Genomic DNA, 17,067 nt, shown 5'->3' with positions numbered 1-17,067 from the left:
TAATGTAAACGTAGGGTTTGGCCATTGGGTTATGATCTGGGGTTTTAACGTGACCTAACAGTACCCAGAGCTTTATCTTGACGATTGTGACTTCCGACCGGAGCAGTTTAAAAATTGTTTTCCCAGTGGAAAAGGCAAGCCAAACTTAGCGAAAAGAGATCGAAATAAAATCATAAAAACCTAAAAAGCCGAGGCGATGGTGCGCCCCGGCCGGGTATTTTATTCAATTGTTTCTTTCGTTCTATCCTAAAACTTCTAGTTGGAAGTGTCAAGAATTTCCAAGGGGATCTTCATCGATATCTAGAATTATCACAATGATGGGAAAGGATGGGAAAGTATCACATTCCGTTCTGTAACAATTATCAATATAACAGGGCAGGCCCTAAAGCCCGCCCCATCAAACGATCGACTATCGATTAATAATCGAAGTCGCCGCCGCCCATGCCGCCGCCAGCACCAGCGCTAGCGCCTTCCTTGGGTTCGGGCTTGTCAACGACGATACACTCAGTTGTCAACACCATACCAGCAATAGATGCTGCATTTTGCAGAGCAGAACGAGTCACCTTCGCAGGGTCAACGATACCAGCTTCAAACATATCGACAAACTCATTTGTCGCTGCGTTGAAACCAACGTTGAATGGCTTTTCTTTGACGCGCTCAGCAATCACAGCGCCATTCAAACCAGCATTTTCAGCAATCCGCTTCAGAGGAGCAGCCAAAGCACGGGCAACAATCAATGCACCGGTCAATTCTTCGCCCTTCAGAGTGCCATTTGCCCACTCTTCCAATTGAGGAGTTAGGTGAGCCAAAGTTGTACCGCCACCAGGAACGATGCCTTCTTCGACAGCAGCTTTGGTGGCGTTGATCGCATCTTCCAAACGCAGTTTGCGATCCTTCATTTCAGTTTCAGTCGCAGCGCCGACTTTGATGACTGCAACGCCACCAGCCAATTTGGCCAAGCGTTCTTGCAGTTTTTCTTTGTCGTAGGAAGATTCGGTTTCGTCCATTTGACGACGAATTTGTTCGCAGCGAGATTTGACAGCGACTTCGTTACCTTCGGCAACAATTGTGGTGCTGTCTTTGGTGATGGTGATGCGGCGAGCTTTGCCGATCATGTCCAGTTTGGTGTTTTCCAGTTTCAAACCGGCGTCTTCGGTGATTAGTTGACCGCCGGTCAAAACGGCGATATCTTCTAACATGGCTTTGCGTCGATCGCCAAAACCAGGTGCTTTGACAGCAGTTACATTCAGCACACCGCGCAGTTTGTTGACAACGAGGGTAGCTAGAGCTTCTTTCTCAATGTCTTCTGCAATGATCAGCAGCGGGCTTCCAGAACGTGCTACTTGTTCGAGCACTGGTACTAAGTCTTGTACCATGCCGATTTTTTTGTCTGTCAGCAAGATGAAGGGGTTGTCAAGCACCGCTTCCATCCGTTCGGTGTCGGTGACGAAGTAAGGCGAAATGTAGCCTTTGTCGAAGCGCATCCCTTCGGTGATTTCGAGTTCGGTGGTCATAGATTTGCCTTCTTCAAGGGAAATCACGCCTTCTTTACCTACTTTGTCCATTGCGTTGGCAATCATTTGGCCAACTTCGTCGTCGTTGCCGGCGGAGATGGAGCCGACTTGAGCGATGGCTTTAGAATCTTCTACTTGTTTGGCGTGTTCGGCAATCTTTTCTACCAAAAAGGTGGTTGCTTTGTCAACACCACGTTTGAGGGCGATCGCATTTGCACCAGCAGCTACGTTCCGCAGGCCTTCTTTGACCATTGCGTGGGCGAGAACGGTAGCAGTTGTGGTGCCGTCGCCTGCTGCGTCGTTGGTTTTGGAAGCGGCTTGACGAATTAGAGCAACGCCTGTGTTTTCTACATGGTCTTCTAGTTCGATTTCTTTGGCGATGGTAACGCCGTCATTGACGATTTGAGGAGCTCCGAATTTCTTTTCGAGAACCACGTTACGACCTTTGGGGCCGAGGGTGACTGCTACTGCTTCGGCGAGAATGTCCATACCGCGTTCGAGGGCGCGACGTGCATTTTCGTTGTAGATTATACGCTTAGCCATAGTTTTTTGGGGGTTTTGGGTTTAAGATTTGCGATTTTGTAGGCGGTGATTGATATCAGTCATTTGTCCTGTGTCATTAGTTTTTTTGCGTTATGGGCGATCGAACTAATGACTGATGACTAATGACTAATGACTAATGATTAATTAGTTAACGATCGCCAGAATATCTTTTTCGGCCAACAAGACGTATTCATCGGTGCCGAGTTTGATGTCGGTACCGGCATACTTCGAGTAGAGAACTTTGTCGCCGACTTTGACTTCCATTTCAACGCGCTGACCGTCGTCATTGCGCTTGCCGGGGCCCACAGCCGCGACTTCGCCTACTTGGGGCTTTTCTTTGGCTGTGTCGGGCAGAAGGATGCCGCCGGCGGTTTTTTCTTCGCTAGCGCTTACTTTCACGAACACGCGCTCGCCTAGTGGTTTAACGGTAGAAACACTCAGTGATACTGCTGCCATAAATAAATCTCCAAATTACAGATTGTCGTCATTCAGTGGTCAGAGGTCGCTATGAAAGCAACGACTGAATACTTACACTGACATATTAGCACTCTCGACTCCTGAGTGCTAATTTAGCTTTAGTCAGGGGCGATCGCAACTTGCGTGTCTGTACGGGTTCCCGAACCCAGAAGGAGTGGGAGAGTCGGAAAGTGGCGGAGAGTGGGAGAGTCCCAGAGGGGGAGAGTGGGGGAGTGAGGTAAAATTTAAAATCTATTTACCAAGGAATTCAGATGTCAGAAAATCAGGATGAATCTTGCTCTCAAGGCTTGAGGGTGTGTGTTGAAAGCCTGGGACTGGCTCACATAGAGCGACATATTTTTATCTGTGCCGACCAAACCGTACCCAAGTGCTGCGATCGCGCCGCCAGTCTCGAAGCATGGAATTACCTCAAAAAACGCTTGCAAGAACTGGGATTGGATCGGCCCAGTGTCTCACGGCCTACCTGCATCTTTCGTACCAAAGCCAATTGCCTACGAGTTTGTACTCAAGGGCCAATCATGGTAGTCTATCCAGACGGAGTTTGGTATCGCGACGTTACACCCGTGGCGATCGAGAGAATTATTCAGGAACATCTCCTCAACTCCCAGGTGGTTCAAGAATACGCTTTCTTGACTCAACCTTTACCACTAACAACTCAGACGGAGCAAAACCTTTAATTGTAGCGTTTAAATGTTAAATTTAAGGGTGAGAATCTGATGACCGTTCAGTGTCGAGTCGATCGCACCTGTAACAGCTCAAAGTAGCGTGAGTTTGCCCAAAAAGTTTCTCAGTGCTAGGCAGTAAGCAATTTGCCAAACTACACTAGAAAAAGTTAAACACGTAAGTAGGGATTCTGCTTAAATCTCTCTATATCAGAAGTATCATTTAAAACCGGGGCATCAACCTGCAATTAAACCGATCGAGATTAAATATAACTAAGGCTCTCCCAGACAGTCTCCAATCAATTAAGGTCGATCGTTACAGGATCGCCCATCACAGGTTTTGGCTCCGTTCCTAGTCGCAAGACATTCACAAACGGGCATCAACCACAGGTTCGGAAGCGGTAATACCCGCCCCGCTTTCCCCTCACCGCAATCCCTTCACCCCATCACCGTCCTCCAAACCCCCGCAGGGGATAAGGGGGGACGGCCCGAAAACACCGGAGTGAAAACAAGCAAGCCAGCGGAATACTTTAGCGGGAATTAACATGACAAAGGAAAATAATTCAGGAGAGCAAAAAAGGCTGATGCTGGTTGACGACGACCCCAACTTGATCTTGCTAGTCAAGGATTACTTAGAGTTTCGGGGTTATAACGTCATTACAGCAGAAAACGGCAGACACGCTCTGGAAAAACTAGAACAAGAAGTTCCCGACTTGATCATCTGCGATGTGATGATGCCGGAAATGGATGGGTACACTTTAGTCAAGCACATCAGAGAAGACCCTCGCACTAATTGGATTCCGGTTCTTTTCTTATCTGCTAAAGGTCAAAGCTCAGACCGAGTAAAAGGCTTGAGCACGGGGGCTGATGTTTATATAGTTAAACCTTTTGAGCCCGAAGAACTGGTAGCTCAAGTAGAATCTTCTCTGAAAGCGGCATCCCGCTTGATTCGCCACCGAAATGAAAGTCTTGAGGGCGGCCTCAGAATTAAGGCGCGGCGCAATGTCGAATTGACTCCCACTGAGTTAAAGGTGGTACAGTTGCTAGCGCAGGGAATGGCAAACCGCCAAATCGCAGAGGTGATGAATGTCAGCCAGCGAACTATAGAAAGCCACGTCAGCAATATGCTAGGCAAAACTGGTCTCCACAACCGGACAGAGTTAGCTCGCTGGGCATTAGAAAGCAAAAAAGCTTAAGCTGGGTGGGCTGCTATAAAATGAGGGGGTTGATTAACAGCAAGACTTTTTCTAACATTTGTAACGGAAAAGGTGTTGCCAAGGCGCTGCGCTATGCCACGCAGGCGGTCGGGCTGTAGTCAGTCGTTAGAACCCCCATTAACCTTGACACCTAAGCCGCCCGCTTAGTTGATAGATGTCTGGTTTTTGGGAATGATGGCTCAATTATGGGAGCTTTTAAAAAGGCCCTCTGGCGGTAGAGCCTAAAATATGAAATACTGGGGAGATAGAGTTTTCTGAAGTTTAATCTATTGCCTCAGTTAGCTCCATATTGCTAAAATGTGATATTTAGATTAATTTCTTTCTACAATTATTAGGTCTAAGTTCTATGACAAACTTAATGAACCGCCTTTCTATTTTTGTGGACGGGAACAATATGTTCTACGCTCAACAAAAGAACGGTTGGTTTTTTGATCCTCGCAGGGTGCTCGAATATTTCAAAACTTCGCAGCCGAATGTCATCTTGATTAATGCTTTCTGGTATACGGGTCTAAAAGACCCGCAAGATCAAAGAGGGTTTCGAGATGCTTTAATCAGTCTGGGTTACACGGTGCGCACTAAGATTCTTAAGGAATATTACGATGATGCTTCTGGTCGATATTCTCAAAAGGCTAATTTAGACATAGAAATTGTGGTTGATATGTTTAATACGGTGGATCAATATGACCAGGTGGTACTGTTTAGCGGGGATGGGGATTTTGAGCGAGCGATCGAGCTACTGCGCTCGAAAAATACTCATATTACTGTGGTATCAACCGAAGGTATGATTGCTAGAGAACTCCGAAATGCCACAGATAGGTATATAGACTTAAATGAAATTAGGGAACATATCGAAAAAATGGATTATTAGTTATTAGTTAGTAGTTATTAGTTAGTAGTTATTAGTTAGTAGTTAGTAGTTATTAGTTAGTAGTTATTAGTTAATAGTTATTAGTTAGGGTGGGGAGGTATAAAAAATAGAATAGTGACGAAGGACTAATTGCCAAAAACGGTGTACACCTAAAATTCAAGGGATAATTTTTGAAAAATATGAACACTCAACAAAATCAAGACCGGATTCTGATTTTTGATACGACTTTGCGCGACGGAGAACAATCTCCTGGCGCATCTCTGAATGTGGAGGAAAAACTGACGATCGCCCGTCAGTTAGCCAGATTGGGTGTAGACATCATCGAAGCAGGTTTCCCTTTCACCAGCCCAGGCGATTTTGAGGCAGTTCAAAAAATAGCCAGAGCAGTGGGCACAGAAAATGGGCCGACAATTTGTGGCTTAGCCAGGGCGCGAAAACCAGACATCAAAACAGCAGCCGAAGCTCTGAAGCCAGCCGCCAATGCGCGAATTCATACGTTTCTGGCTACGTCTGATATTCACTTGGAATATAAACTGAAAAAGACGCGGGCCCAAGTGCTGGAAATAGTGCCAGAAATGGTAGCTTATGCTAAGTCTTTTGTCGAAGATGTGGAATTTTCCCCCGAAGATGCTTGCCGTTCTGAACCAGAGTTTTTATATCAAGTTCTGGAACGGGCGATCGCAGCCGGAGCCACAACGGTGAATATTCCCGATACAGTCGGCTACACAACTCCCAGCGAGTATGGTGCTTTGATTCGGGGAATTAAAGAAAATGTACCCAATATCGATCGCGCAATTATTTCAGTCCACGGTCACAATGATTTAGGATTGGCTGTTGCTAACTTTTTGGAAGCAGTGAAAAATGGTGCAAGACAGTTGGAATGCACGATTAATGGCATTGGCGAACGAGCAGGAAATGCCGCTCTGGAAGAGTTAGTGATGGCTTTGCACGTCCGCCGTCAATACTTTAATCCATTTTTGGGTAGACCAGCCGAATCTGAGGAGCCACTGACCAATATTGACTCGCGCCAAATTTACAAAACATCTCGCTTAGTTTCCAATTTAACGGGGATGTTGGTGCAGCCAAATAAGGCGATTGTAGGGGCAAATGCCTTCGCCCACGAGTCGGGAATTCACCAAGACGGGGTGCTGAAAAATAAGCGGACTTACGAGATTATGGACGCTGAATCCATCGGCTTAACTGAAAATCAAATTGTGTTGGGCAAATTGTCGGGGCGTCATGCTTTTCACAGTCGCTTGAAAGAGTTGGGTTTTGAAATGGGTGATGATGAGTTAAATAAGGCTTTTGTCAAATTTAAGGATTTAGCTGACAAGAAAAAAGAGATTACGGATTGGGACTTGGAGGCGATCGCCAACAACGAAGTCCATCAAGCACCGGAACTTTTCCGGTTAGAATTGGTGCAGGTTTCCTGTGGCGACAAATCTCGTCCCACAGCCACAGTCACCGTGCGGACTCCGACGGGGGAAGAATTGACTGATGCTGCGATCGGCACTGGTCCAGTAGATGCAATTTACAGGGCAATTAACCGAGTGGTAAATTTACCAAATGAGTTGATTGAGTTTTCGGTACAATCGGTGACAGGGGGAATTGATGCGATCGGCGAAGTCACAATTCGCTTGCGTCACCAAGGCAAAGTATTTTCTGGACACTCAGCCAATACTGATATTATCGTCGCCTCCGCCGAAGCTTACATCAGCGCTTTAAATCGCCTTTACGGAGTATTGCAGCATAGTGTGGAAAATGCGAGGGAAAAATCAAAAGAAATCAGAGATGAAGTTGTTGCCGAAGCACAACACTGATCAGGTGTCAACTTAACGTTAAACCCAGTCAGAGACTGCTGTTTGACTATTAAATCTAGATCCCCCCTAGCCCCCCTTCAGAAGGGGGGGACAAGAGTCGGATCAAAGTCCCCCTTCTTAAGGGGGATTTAGGGGGATCTAGACTTGGCGATGAACGAGAGATACCAAGGCTTTCAGGCTTAAGTTGACACGTATGGGCTTGGCCTTAGTCCCTACCGGACTGCATTAATCAACGTTCATCTGTTGTTAAAAAATAAAATCTTTTTCTATCAAAAACAAAGCCTAAAAAATGCAAGAAGAAACCTTACAAAAAGAGCGACAATTCCACGATGCTTGGGCATCCACAATCGACGTAGACGGCATTCGAGTCAACGATTACTTTGAAGCTTGTACAGCCCCAGAAAATAGATTTATTGTCCAGCAAATGGGGGATATCACCGGCAAACGCCTCCTAGATTTAGGCTGTGGTGCAGGAGAAAATAGCGTTTATTTTGCAAAAAAAGGCGCGCTGTGTACGGCGGCTGACTATTCTCAGGGCATGGTAGAAGTTGCTCTGAAATTAGCAGAGACAAACGGCGTCAAAATCGAAGGTTGCACTGTAAATGCCATGGCGCTAGATTTCCCAGATAATAGTTTTGATATTGTTTACGCTTCTAATTTACTGCACCATTTGCCGGAACCAGAAAAGGCGATTCGTGAAATGCACCGCGTGCTGAAACCCGGTGGAAAAGCTTGTTTTTGGGACCCGATGAAGCACAATCCGGTGATTAATGTTTACCGCAGGATGGCGACTGAGGTGCGCACTGAGGATGAAACTCCTTTGGATATTAATGTTGTGAAACTTGTCAAGTCTTTGTTTTCCGAGACAGCTTACGATACATTTTGGTTGACATCACTTTGGATTTTTTTGCGCTTTTATTTAATCGAAAAAGTGCATCCCAATGAGGAGCGTTATTGGAAGAAGATTATTATTGAACAAGAGAGATTAAAACCCGAATATTCTCGGTTGGAAGGGTTGGATGGTTTTTTAAAGAAGTTGCCTTTGATGAAACGGTTGGCTTGGAATTTGGCTGTGGTAGCTACTAAGTAATTTCAGGAAGTACCATCAGTTTTTTGCTGCTAGCGTCTTGCAGCTTTCAACTAAACGGAGAAAATCTGCACGGTAGCCTTCCTTGTCTTCACCTTTTGCCTGATTTGCCAGCCTCAATACTTCATCAAAATTGGCTGTTCCCTTGTACTCAGAATCTCTCAAAACCATCCCAAAAGCAGCTACAGCAGCAGCAAACCTGAAGTTAGCAGAGGTATTTTCCAATTTAACAGGTTTGTCAATTACTGACTGTGTAATTAACTGGCTGACTGTCTCGTTAGGTTTTTTATAACGGAATTTGACTTGCATCAATTCATCAGTTTGAGATGCAGACTGAGTGGCTGGATTTGGTTGATATTTTAATGGATCGACTTCGGGTAATTTGACATCGCTGGCTACACCAACCGGAATAATTTCGTAAATTGCCGTTACCGAATGTCCTGCACCTAATTCACCCGCATCTTTTTTGTCGTCATTAAAATCTTGATTTTGCAAAACTCGATTTTCGTAGCCAACTAGACGGTAGGCTTGAACTTTGGCTGGATTGAATTCTACTTGAATTTTAACATCTTTGGCGATGGTAAATAGCGTGCCTCCCATTTGAGTGACTAATACTTTTTTGGCTTCTAATAAACTATCGATATAAGCGTAATTGCCGTTACCTTTATCGGCTAGCTGTTCCATTTTGGCATCTTGCAAATTACCTGTGCCAAATCCCAAGACACTCAGAAATACTCCTTGCTCTCGCTTTTCTTCTATCAGGCGCACCAGTTCCCCATCGCTGGAAGTGCCGACATTAAAATCGCCGTCTGTTGCCAGAATAACGCGGTTGTTTCCTTGTTTGATCGAGTTTTCTTTGGCAACTTTATAGGCAAGTTGAATGCCCGCCCCGCCTGCGGTAGAGCCGCCTGCTTGTAACTTATCGAGGGAATCTAAGATCTTTTCTTTTTGGTTTCCTGGTGTTGGGGGTAAAACTAATCCGGCGGCTCCAGCGTAGACTACGATTGTAACGCTATCTTTGGCTCTCAATTCGCTGACGAGATATTTTAAAGATGCTTTGAGTAGCGGCAATTTGTCTGGGGAATTCATGGAACCGGAAACATCGATCAGAAATACGAGATTGTTCGGTGGTAAATCTTTGGTAGAAATGCTTTTTCCTTGTAAGCCAATGTGGACTAATTTGTGTTGGGGATTCCAGGGTGCATTGGCTACTTCTGTATTTATTGAAAAAGGTCGATCGCCTTTTGGCTGTGGATAGTCGTAGGTAAAGTAATTAATGAGTTCTTCCAAGCGCACTGCATCTTTTGGCGGCATCACACCGCTATTGATAAAGCGTCGCACATTGCTGTAGGATGCTGTATCGACATCGATGCCAAAGGTTGACAGTGGGTTGTTGCTAGCCCGCTGATAAGAGTTTTCGTAAATGCGGTTGTATCCTTCGCGATCGAATTCTGGTGCAGGCAGATTTGCCGGAGATGATATTGTAGGTGCTGGCGGATTCATGCCCTCAAAATTTCTACTTCTTAATATATCAGTGCCTGTAAAATTACCAGGAGAACGATTGTTAGATAAAGGAGTAGAATTTTGAATTGCTGCTTGTCGGCGGGGAATTGTTTCTGGAGTAGGTGGCGGTGCTATTCCACTAGCTGGCTCTGAAAGTGGGGGATTTTGGGGCCTAGGATCAAGTGTTGCTTTTGGTAAAGGACTGATTGATGCTAAGTCTGAGGCAAATTCCGATCGCAAACGTTGCACTGTGGCTAAATCTTCGGGGCTGACTGTGGGTGTACCTGTGGCGATCGCCCGATCGACTTTTTCCAAACAACTATTTAAACTTAGCGCAAAATCCGAGCGTTTTAAAGGTCGATCGCCTAAAGTAGTACCAAGTGAGGGGAGAATCGGGCAACTGTAGCGTTTTGCTAAGGATAGTAGTGCTTGGAAAGCCCAGCTATTCGCTGTAATTTCCGCTGCTTGAGAAACATTGGTGGGAGTTGGTGCGCCAGTTTGGCGATCGACTTCTTGGGCGATCGTACTTTGGGGAGCGATGGAGTAACAAGTTAAAATTACTGGACTTAATACCACTATTTGCAACAAAAGTTTACGCATCGACTTTTACTCCTGAAGATATTGCGATCGCCCTCTAGAATAATATACTACATCGGTTTCCTAATTCGGAATTATTTAACCACAGAGTACGCAGAGTACGCAGAGAAACTGTTAAGAGAGATGAATAACTCTTATGAATAGAGAAATTGATAATTTAAATGATTCTATTTGCTACTATGATAACATATAGTAGTAGCACCGCTTCTGCCATCTCAAATTTTTCCTATAAAATCTAAAATCGAATGACTGTTTCTTCTCCAGTAGCAGATACCAAAAACCAACCCCGCCGCGAAACAGACTGGCGGTTATTCATGAGGTTGGCAACTTACGCAGGGCGCAGCAAACGCTTGTTAATTATTTCGATCGTCCTATTAGTACCCCTAGCAGTATCCGGCGCGGTTCAACCTGTCTTGATCGGGCAGGCAATTTCGCTAATTCGAGCTGAACCTACCTACGAATTTCTGCGGGGAATGCCTTTGTCTGCTGGATTAAATCTTCTGGCAGTTATGCTGATGCTAACTATCACATTTCGGCTAGTATTGCAATCAGTTCAAGGCTATTTAGTCACGAAGGTAGGGCAAATAATTACTACTGATATTAGAAATGATTTGTTCGCCCACGTCACTTCCCTAGCCGTCCGATTTTTCGATCGCACTCCTGTAGGCCAACTAATGACTCGTCTCACCAGTGATGTCGAGGCTTTGGGCGAAGTTTTTTCTTCCGGGGCGATCGGGATTATCAGCGATTTATTTTCAATATTAGTAATTGCCGTATTCATGTTTACCATGCAGTGGCAATTAGCTTTAATGTTGGTGTTAATGATGATTCCAATTACCGCCCTCATAGTTTATTTTCAGTATAAATATCGGATTGCAAATTACAAGACTAGAGAAGAACTTTCCGATCTCAACGCACAACTGCAAGAAAACTTGACTGGTATTGGTGTAGTACAGCTATTTCGTCGTGAAAAATTCAACTCACAATTATTTCGTGTCACCAATAAACGTTACATTAAGGCAATTGATGAAACAATATTTTACGACTCCGCCGTATCTGCGACATTAGAATGGATTGCTTTAGTCGCGATAGCAGCAGTTTTGTGGATGGGCGGTAAAAGTCTTCTGGGAGGTACAATTAATTTTGGAACTCTCTCTGCATTCATTTTGTTTGCTCAGCGTCTTTTCGATCCCCTGCGGCAATTTGCAGAAAAATTTACCGCTATTCAAGCAGGATTTACGGCGGTTGAACGGATTAGCGATATTCTCAACGAACCCATCGAAATTAAAGATCCAAGTATCCAACAAAAGCAAGAAGTAGGAAGAGGGAATAGCAAACAAGGAAAAGCAGAATATTATTCACCGCTGCTGATAACGGGACATCCAGACGCCATTGGTTATAATTTGTCTCCATTCCAGCCAGAATTGAGCGAGGAGAATCCTGAAAATCCGCCCACTTCGGAATATCGTCTATTGTCTAAAAAATCCCAAGTCACCCCGCCCCATTTAGCCTTAGCAAAAGAGGGAAAAAATCTTCAATCGCCGGATGGTGAATCGGGAGAAATCCAATTTGACAATGTGTGGTTTGCTTACAAAGAAGACGAATATGTGCTGCAAAACCTGAATTTCACAATCAAATCAGGGGAAAAAGTAGCATTAGTTGGGCCCACAGGCGCTGGGAAAAGTTCGATTATCCGTCTGTTGTGTCGCCTTTACGAGCCCACTAAAGGACGTATTTTAATTAATCATGTCGATATTCGGGATTTGGCTCAAGCAGAATTGCGGCGGCACATAGGGGTGATCATCCAAGATGGATTTTTATTTGCTGGGGATGTGAAAAGCAATATTAGTCTGGGTGAAAATTACTCGATCGAGGAAATTCAAGCAGCAGCAGAAAAGACAAATGTTGCTGGTTTAATTGAACAATTGCCCCAAGGTTATGACACGCAATTGCGGGAGCGAGGTACAAATCTATCTGGGGGACAAAAGCAGTTATTAGCCTTTGCTCGTGCGGCTATTCGCAATCCCAGTATTTTAGTTCTAGATGAAGCAACTGCTAGTTTGGATGTGGGTACAGAATCTTTGATTCAAGAAGCTCTAGAGCGTTTGATGGCGGAAAGAACGGCGATAATTATTGCTCACCGACTCTCGACTATCCGAAATGTCGATCGCATTTTAGTGCTCAAACGCGGCCAATTAATAGAGTCTGGTAGCCATGAGGAACTGTTGCAACAAGAAGGGTTGTATGCTAGTTTGTATAAGTTGCAAATGCTAGGAAGTTAAGATTGGAAGGAAACAGCAAAAATCTTCCCTTATTTCTTAGTCCGCCCAGACAGACTTAGTTTTTATAGTCGCAGTTTTAACCGCCCATTTTTCAACTTAGACAGTTCAATTTACTTGCCAGAAATTATTTTCCAAAGCGTTTCTGGCAGGTGAATTATGTAATGAAATAATTGATTGGGTCCGATGCCAAACATTAACTGCATCGTCAGCACAATTACGGCCAAAGCAATCGCCGTCCCGATGCTAGCCTTCAATACTTTCACTGCCCAATTAAATACTAACCAAGATACAAGTAATGAGGCAATTAAGATAATTAATTCTAGGGGCATATAACATTTTTAACTCTTATTTAATTATAGTTGTGATGGCTAACTATTTAAAACTATCTGTATACTTCAAGCAATGCTGCCACGTTTCCGTGTTTCCTTGTAAGAAATTCCCACATTTTGTAAACCTGCTTTAATCATTTCTTGCTCCAATAAAGCGAAAAATCGACCTCTATCTCCTCCTTTCACCACAGCTTGATTGTGGGCTTCGGCTAAGGTGACTGGATAGCCACCGCCTTTGCGTACCTGAGCTAGCATCATTCCCAAGGCTAAATCTAGCTGGGCTGAATCTTCTACTACCCATTCCGGCACTTCAATTCTAGCAATTTCTGTCCCTACATGAACGTAACAAAAATAGACCGAATTCAAGCCGTACAAATCTAAAATTCTCGCTTGGGATTTCCAGAAAGGACTTCTTTCTCCCGGTGACAAGATTGTGGCCCATAAAATGACATCTCGCAAGGGTTCAAATACTTGACAAGGTGCTTTTTCGGCGTAGGAAAGTGTGGCCGCAAATCCGACATTAGGGCAATTTGTTATGCAGTCTGGTACTTCGTGGGTGCAAGCTTGAAATCGTAAAAAAGATAAGCTATCGCTGCTGCGAGAAGCACTCAGATATCCTAATAGGGGAATTCCTGCTAAACGCAACTTGTCCCATGCTGCTAAGATGGGCTGCAAAATTAAATCGCGGGCATCGGTGGGTAAGGGTTCTAAAAACCAATAAATCAGGGAACCGTCTACCATTGCTAAAGCTGGTGCTGGCAATTTATGGTTATTAACTTTCGCCCAATTTTCCCCCATTTCTGCTAAGAAGATGGCTTCGGAAACTGCCCGCCGATATCCCATCCATTCTTCTGTTCTAATTCCCCACTGTCGGGAAATATACAAGTCTTCTGGTTTGTAAAAAACTTCTGGTACACTGTTTAAAACTGGGTGGCGACTTTGCCCGTAGTGGAGCATGACAGTGCCTATGTTTAGCAGGTAGCAGTAGGCTATTTCGTGATGGTTTGGTGAAATTTGTGAGCCGTCTGTTGCAAAGACTGTATGGGCTGTGGGGGGAGTTGGGATATAAGTGCGATCGGACAAGGACTCGATCGGTGTGGCAGAATTAAATAAAGTGCGATCGCTCCAACTTTCTTGTAATTCTACCAATTCTTCCTGTCTCGCTGCGGCTTTTTGTAACAAATTCTGAGCCACTTCTAAACGCTGGCGAGCCGCCAGAGCCTCCACAGTTAAATGTTGGCTCATTCCCTGCATTGCTTTTGCTGCTTTTGTTAAATCTAACATTTGTTATTGGTTATTGGTTATTGGTTATTTGTTATTGGTTATTTGTTATTTGTTGTTGGTTGTTGGTTGTTGGTTATTTGTTGTTTCTTGTTATTTGTTGTTGGTTGTTTGTTACTTGTGTTTTTTTACTCATTACTACATAACATCATGTTTCCTCCGGGAGCCAATGGGAGAAATCTGCCGCAAACTGGGATAGAGACAACAATTGAACTGGTGGATTTTCAGCTACTGATTCCCGTTCAGCCAAAGTATTGTAACCCCAATCAGCTAAAAATAACTTCACATCAGATAAATCAGGCTGTTGTTTCACCGAGAGCAAAGTTTTCAACCTGTCTTCCACAAACCAAATAGTAGTATTTTCGCCAGATGCTGCCAAAAATTCCCGCAAAATTTGATGTTTTGGCTTGTTATATTCCTTGCCATAAATTAATTGGGACGGTATTTGTACACCTGCTAACTGCAAAAGTTCTCTCACAAAGCGACCTTCCTTTGTCGTAACTATCGCCACTTTGACCGAAGTATCCTGCAATGTGCATAAACTTTCTGCTACTCCTGGATAAAAACGGTGCAAAGAAAGCCATCCAGGCAAATCTTCGGCAATCCAATTATCCCGCAATCCATCTAACATAGCCGCAACAGATGCAGCTTTTAAATCATTTTCCGACATCAAATGTGGTACAATGTTTGGCCAATCTAGCAATATTTGCTGTTCCGTAATTCCAGTCAGCAGTGCGCGAATCAGCAGGGGCATTTCCCAACCAGTTTCAATGGCTGGACGCACTCTATAAAAACTGGAAGCTAAATCGGGATCTGGCGCTGTTCGATCGGGCTTCCAGATTTGACAGTAGGTGCGCCAAGCTGTTTGAAAATATTCGATTAATCCGTCGCAAATCACGCCGTCAAAATCCAGAGCTAGAATTGTGGGAAACTGATTATTCATTAGTAAGCTGTCAGTTGTATTTTTTCAGGAGTGATTATTAGAAAGATTGAACTAGGGGTTGATTCATCACTGCATCTAGTTTTTGAGACTGCAATAATTTAGTCCACTCTGCTGTCAGCTTGGCATCATCAGGAGCCTGACGGCGCAATTGGGCGAGATTAGCTACTGTCTCGTACCAAATCCCATTATTAGCGTAAATGCTCAGTCTAGCGATCGGGTCGGGAGTCGCTAAATCGGTTTTGAGGCTTGGCTGAGGTTCAATCCGCTGCACAGAACCGTTGACAAAATAATCTCCTGCTCTATCTTGTGAGTTGCAAATTACCGCAAAGGACCACTGATATCGCTGACCTACTTGAAGAGATTTCTGAGGATTATTAGTAGTAGGAATAGTTACCTCAACAATCCCTGGCTTGTCAACTTTGAAGGTAGTTTTGTAAATTTCCGTTGCTTTTTCATCTTCTGTTTGCAAAGTAAACTCCACTTCAGTACCAGGCCCAGAAACGTAAGCCAAAAATGTTGGCGAGGCTGCTAGGGTTAAACCAAAATTGCTGTCTGGGATTAAGGGAATAATCGATAATTCTTTTTGACACGCATCCCCTCGATGGGTTCCACCTTGGCGATTGTTGGGAGCTTCCACATCTGGGGGCTGGAAATTAATATTCTGGCTCAGTTGCATAGGGGTAGACTCAGCTAGTAATGGTGCTGGTAGACTAGAAATAATAGCTGAGATCGCCCCTAGAGCCAGATACTTAGTATAAACAGTAGTAAGATGCAGAAAACCTTTCATTGCTTTGACTAAATTGTAGAAGTGTGGTATGGCATTTTTGTAGGGTTAACCAGGAGTAGAAACTTCTGATTAACACTACAACCATCTCAATCTTGACACAATCGAGCAAAAATTAAAGAGATTCAACCAAGGGTTGAGTGGCTACGGAATCAAGTCCTTGGGAGTGCAACAATTTATTCCACTCTGCGGTCAAAACTGAATCTCCTGGTTTCTGGCGGCGCAGTTCGGCTAGAGTCGTGAGTGTCTCATACCAAATCCCATTTTCGGCGTAAAAGTTGACTCTTGTCATCGGGTCTGTTTTTTTTAAACTGTTCTGGATATTGGCTTCTTTTTCTACTCGTTCTACCCAGCCTTTTACTACTAAATCCGCCGATCGATCTTGAGTATCACAAATCATGGAAAATGACCAGACATAACGCTTACCTACTTGCACAGATTTGTCTTTTGCTCCGGGTGGAACATTGACCCCGACAATCCCTGGCTTGTCAACTTTGAAGCTTTTTTCGTAGACTAATTCGTCTTCCTTTTCTGTGAGCAATGTGAATTCTATTTGGGCCTCTGTTTGAGGAACATAAACAAAAAATGTAGGCGAATCTGTCAGTGTTAAACCAATATTACTAATGGGAACTAAAGGAGTAATGGATAAGCCAGCCGGACATTTACCATTACCACGATGTGTGCCCCCTTGTCGGTTGGCTGGGGCTGTGACGTCGGGAGGCTGGAAGTTAAGACTCTGACTCAGAAGAATTGGTTGAGATTGAGCCCGCACTGGTGTGGGTATTGTGGGGAGAGTGGCTGCGATCGCAGATAAAGCCACCGAAACCGTAGCAAGATGTAAAAAACGTTTCATTTTTTGTACCTTTGAGTATAATATTGCAAACACAGAAATTGTCTGTTTGCGAGATTTTTTTTCGAGCAACTAGACTCGCTGTAGATACACATTTTTAACCTTGACATATCCATAGCATTAATTAATGCGATCGGCAAGTGTATTCTCAGCAGCCCAAACATCGAGTTGTCGAAGTCGTAAGGATTATTACGGAGACTGAAAGCTAAAAACGGTAAAAAATTTTGACAAAGTTGCGGAATCTTCGGACTGTTCTAAGATAGAGACTGTCGAGGGTTAAGGCCAGCGCCTACAAACTGCTACTCCACAA

The 17,067-nt window shown here is 44.2% G+C and carries 14 protein-coding genes; 6 read left to right on the top strand and 8 right to left on the bottom strand.

Going from position 1 to position 17,067, the window contains the following annotated elements:
* Positions 1 to 416: 416 nt before the first annotated feature.
* Both groL and groES read right to left on the bottom strand, forming a co-directional pair.
* Entirely contained in the window at positions 417 to 2,057 is a 1,641-nt protein-coding gene (gene groL / locus P2A85_RS04510) for a chaperonin GroEL (RefSeq protein ID WP_377477795.1), read from the bottom strand.
* A 144-nt stretch (positions 2,058 to 2,201) separates the two neighbouring features.
* On the bottom strand, positions 2,202 to 2,513 hold the full coding sequence (gene groES / locus P2A85_RS04505) for a co-chaperone GroES (protein ID WP_096828723.1): 312 nt from the start codon (positions 2,511 to 2,513) through the stop codon (positions 2,202 to 2,204).
* Positions 2,514 to 2,785: 272 nt separating this feature from the next.
* On the opposite strand from groES, the gene P2A85_RS04500 reads away from it, so the two are divergent.
* The 5 genes from P2A85_RS04500 to P2A85_RS04480 all read left to right on the top strand — a co-directional run bounded on the left by P2A85_RS04500 (position 2,786) and on the right by P2A85_RS04480 (position 8,191).
* Positions 2,786 to 3,211, top strand: a complete 426-nt coding sequence (locus tag P2A85_RS04500; RefSeq protein WP_377477793.1) for a ferredoxin — start codon at positions 2,786 to 2,788, stop codon at positions 3,209 to 3,211.
* 530 nt (positions 3,212 to 3,741) lie between these two features.
* Positions 3,742 to 4,392, top strand: coding sequence for a response regulator transcription factor (locus tag P2A85_RS04495; RefSeq protein WP_377477792.1), 651 nt, complete (start codon positions 3,742 to 3,744; stop codon positions 4,390 to 4,392).
* Positions 4,393 to 4,759: 367 nt separating this feature from the next.
* On the top strand, positions 4,760 to 5,281 hold the full coding sequence (locus P2A85_RS04490) for an NYN domain-containing protein (RefSeq protein WP_006633075.1): 522 nt from the start codon (positions 4,760 to 4,762) through the stop codon (positions 5,279 to 5,281).
* A gap of 179 nt (positions 5,282 to 5,460) precedes the next feature.
* Complete coding sequence (locus P2A85_RS04485; protein WP_377477791.1) at positions 5,461 to 7,101, top strand: 2-isopropylmalate synthase; 1,641 nt, start codon at positions 5,461 to 5,463, stop codon at positions 7,099 to 7,101.
* Between the two features lie 289 nt (positions 7,102 to 7,390).
* The gene (locus tag P2A85_RS04480; protein WP_377477789.1) at positions 7,391 to 8,191 is read left to right on the top strand and encodes a class I SAM-dependent methyltransferase; all 801 of its coding nucleotides are present in this window, start codon (positions 7,391 to 7,393) and stop codon (positions 8,189 to 8,191) included.
* 15 nt (positions 8,192 to 8,206) lie between these two features.
* Here P2A85_RS04480 and P2A85_RS04475 read toward each other — a convergent pair whose 3' ends face one another.
* Positions 8,207 to 10,291: a von Willebrand factor type A domain-containing protein gene (locus tag P2A85_RS04475; RefSeq protein ID WP_377477788.1), complete on the bottom strand. Its 2,085-nt coding sequence runs from the start codon at positions 10,289 to 10,291 to the stop codon at positions 8,207 to 8,209.
* Between the two features lie 242 nt (positions 10,292 to 10,533).
* On the opposite strand from P2A85_RS04475, the gene P2A85_RS04470 reads away from it, so the two are divergent.
* Positions 10,534 to 12,570: an ABC transporter ATP-binding protein gene (locus tag P2A85_RS04470; RefSeq protein ID WP_377477787.1), complete on the top strand. Its 2,037-nt coding sequence runs from the start codon at positions 10,534 to 10,536 to the stop codon at positions 12,568 to 12,570.
* A 110-nt stretch (positions 12,571 to 12,680) separates the two neighbouring features.
* Here P2A85_RS04470 and P2A85_RS04465 read toward each other — a convergent pair whose 3' ends face one another.
* The 5 genes from P2A85_RS04465 to P2A85_RS04445 all read right to left on the bottom strand — a co-directional run bounded on the left by P2A85_RS04465 (position 12,681) and on the right by P2A85_RS04445 (position 16,760).
* Positions 12,681 to 12,899, bottom strand: coding sequence for a hypothetical protein (locus tag P2A85_RS04465; protein ID WP_377477786.1), 219 nt, complete (start codon positions 12,897 to 12,899; stop codon positions 12,681 to 12,683).
* 66 nt (positions 12,900 to 12,965) lie between these two features.
* Positions 12,966 to 14,183: a DNA double-strand break repair nuclease NurA gene (locus P2A85_RS04460; RefSeq protein ID WP_377477785.1), complete on the bottom strand. Its 1,218-nt coding sequence runs from the start codon at positions 14,181 to 14,183 to the stop codon at positions 12,966 to 12,968.
* Positions 14,184 to 14,328: 145 nt separating this feature from the next.
* A complete protein-coding gene (locus P2A85_RS04455; protein ID WP_377477784.1) occupies positions 14,329 to 15,123 on the bottom strand; it encodes an HAD family hydrolase in 795 nt (264 codons plus the stop codon).
* Positions 15,124 to 15,160: 37 nt separating this feature from the next.
* Complete coding sequence (locus tag P2A85_RS04450) at positions 15,161 to 15,910, bottom strand: DUF928 domain-containing protein (protein WP_377477783.1); 750 nt, start codon at positions 15,908 to 15,910, stop codon at positions 15,161 to 15,163.
* A 112-nt stretch (positions 15,911 to 16,022) separates the two neighbouring features.
* Positions 16,023 to 16,760: a DUF928 domain-containing protein gene (locus P2A85_RS04445; RefSeq protein ID WP_377477782.1), complete on the bottom strand. Its 738-nt coding sequence runs from the start codon at positions 16,758 to 16,760 to the stop codon at positions 16,023 to 16,025.
* Between the last annotated feature and the right edge of the window lie 307 nt (positions 16,761 to 17,067).

The organism is Microcoleus anatoxicus, assembly GCF_042465725.1.
Classification (GTDB): Bacteria; Cyanobacteriota; Cyanobacteriia; order Cyanobacteriales; family Microcoleaceae; genus Microcoleus; species Microcoleus anatoxicus.
The sequence above is the reverse complement of the archived record's forward strand: the minus strand, read 5'-3'. Positions and strand labels throughout refer to the sequence as shown.

Bases quoted from the DNA above. Each gene is read 5' to 3' on its own strand.
- groL (WP_377477795.1), bottom strand. From the start codon at position 2,057: ATGGCTAAGCGTATAATCTACAACGAAAATGCACGTCGCGCCCTCGAA.
- groES (WP_096828723.1), bottom strand. From the start codon at position 2,513: ATGGCAGCAGTATCACTGAGTGTTTCTACCGTTAAACCACTAGGCGAG.
- P2A85_RS04500 (WP_377477793.1), top strand. From the start codon at position 2,786: ATGTCAGAAAATCAGGATGAATCTTGCTCTCAAGGCTTGAGGGTGTGT.
- P2A85_RS04495 (WP_377477792.1), top strand. From the start codon at position 3,742: ATGACAAAGGAAAATAATTCAGGAGAGCAAAAAAGGCTGATGCTGGTT.
- P2A85_RS04490 (WP_006633075.1), top strand. From the start codon at position 4,760: ATGACAAACTTAATGAACCGCCTTTCTATTTTTGTGGACGGGAACAAT.
- P2A85_RS04485 (WP_377477791.1), top strand. From the start codon at position 5,461: ATGAACACTCAACAAAATCAAGACCGGATTCTGATTTTTGATACGACT.
- P2A85_RS04480 (WP_377477789.1), top strand. From the start codon at position 7,391: ATGCAAGAAGAAACCTTACAAAAAGAGCGACAATTCCACGATGCTTGG.
- P2A85_RS04475 (WP_377477788.1), bottom strand. From the start codon at position 10,291: ATGCGTAAACTTTTGTTGCAAATAGTGGTATTAAGTCCAGTAATTTTA.
- P2A85_RS04470 (WP_377477787.1), top strand. From the start codon at position 10,534: ATGACTGTTTCTTCTCCAGTAGCAGATACCAAAAACCAACCCCGCCGC.
- P2A85_RS04465 (WP_377477786.1), bottom strand. From the start codon at position 12,899: ATGCCCCTAGAATTAATTATCTTAATTGCCTCATTACTTGTATCTTGG.
- P2A85_RS04460 (WP_377477785.1), bottom strand. From the start codon at position 14,183: ATGTTAGATTTAACAAAAGCAGCAAAAGCAATGCAGGGAATGAGCCAA.
- P2A85_RS04455 (WP_377477784.1), bottom strand. From the start codon at position 15,123: ATGAATAATCAGTTTCCCACAATTCTAGCTCTGGATTTTGACGGCGTG.
- P2A85_RS04450 (WP_377477783.1), bottom strand. From the start codon at position 15,910: ATGAAAGGTTTTCTGCATCTTACTACTGTTTATACTAAGTATCTGGCT.
- P2A85_RS04445 (WP_377477782.1), bottom strand. From the start codon at position 16,760: ATGAAACGTTTTTTACATCTTGCTACGGTTTCGGTGGCTTTATCTGCG.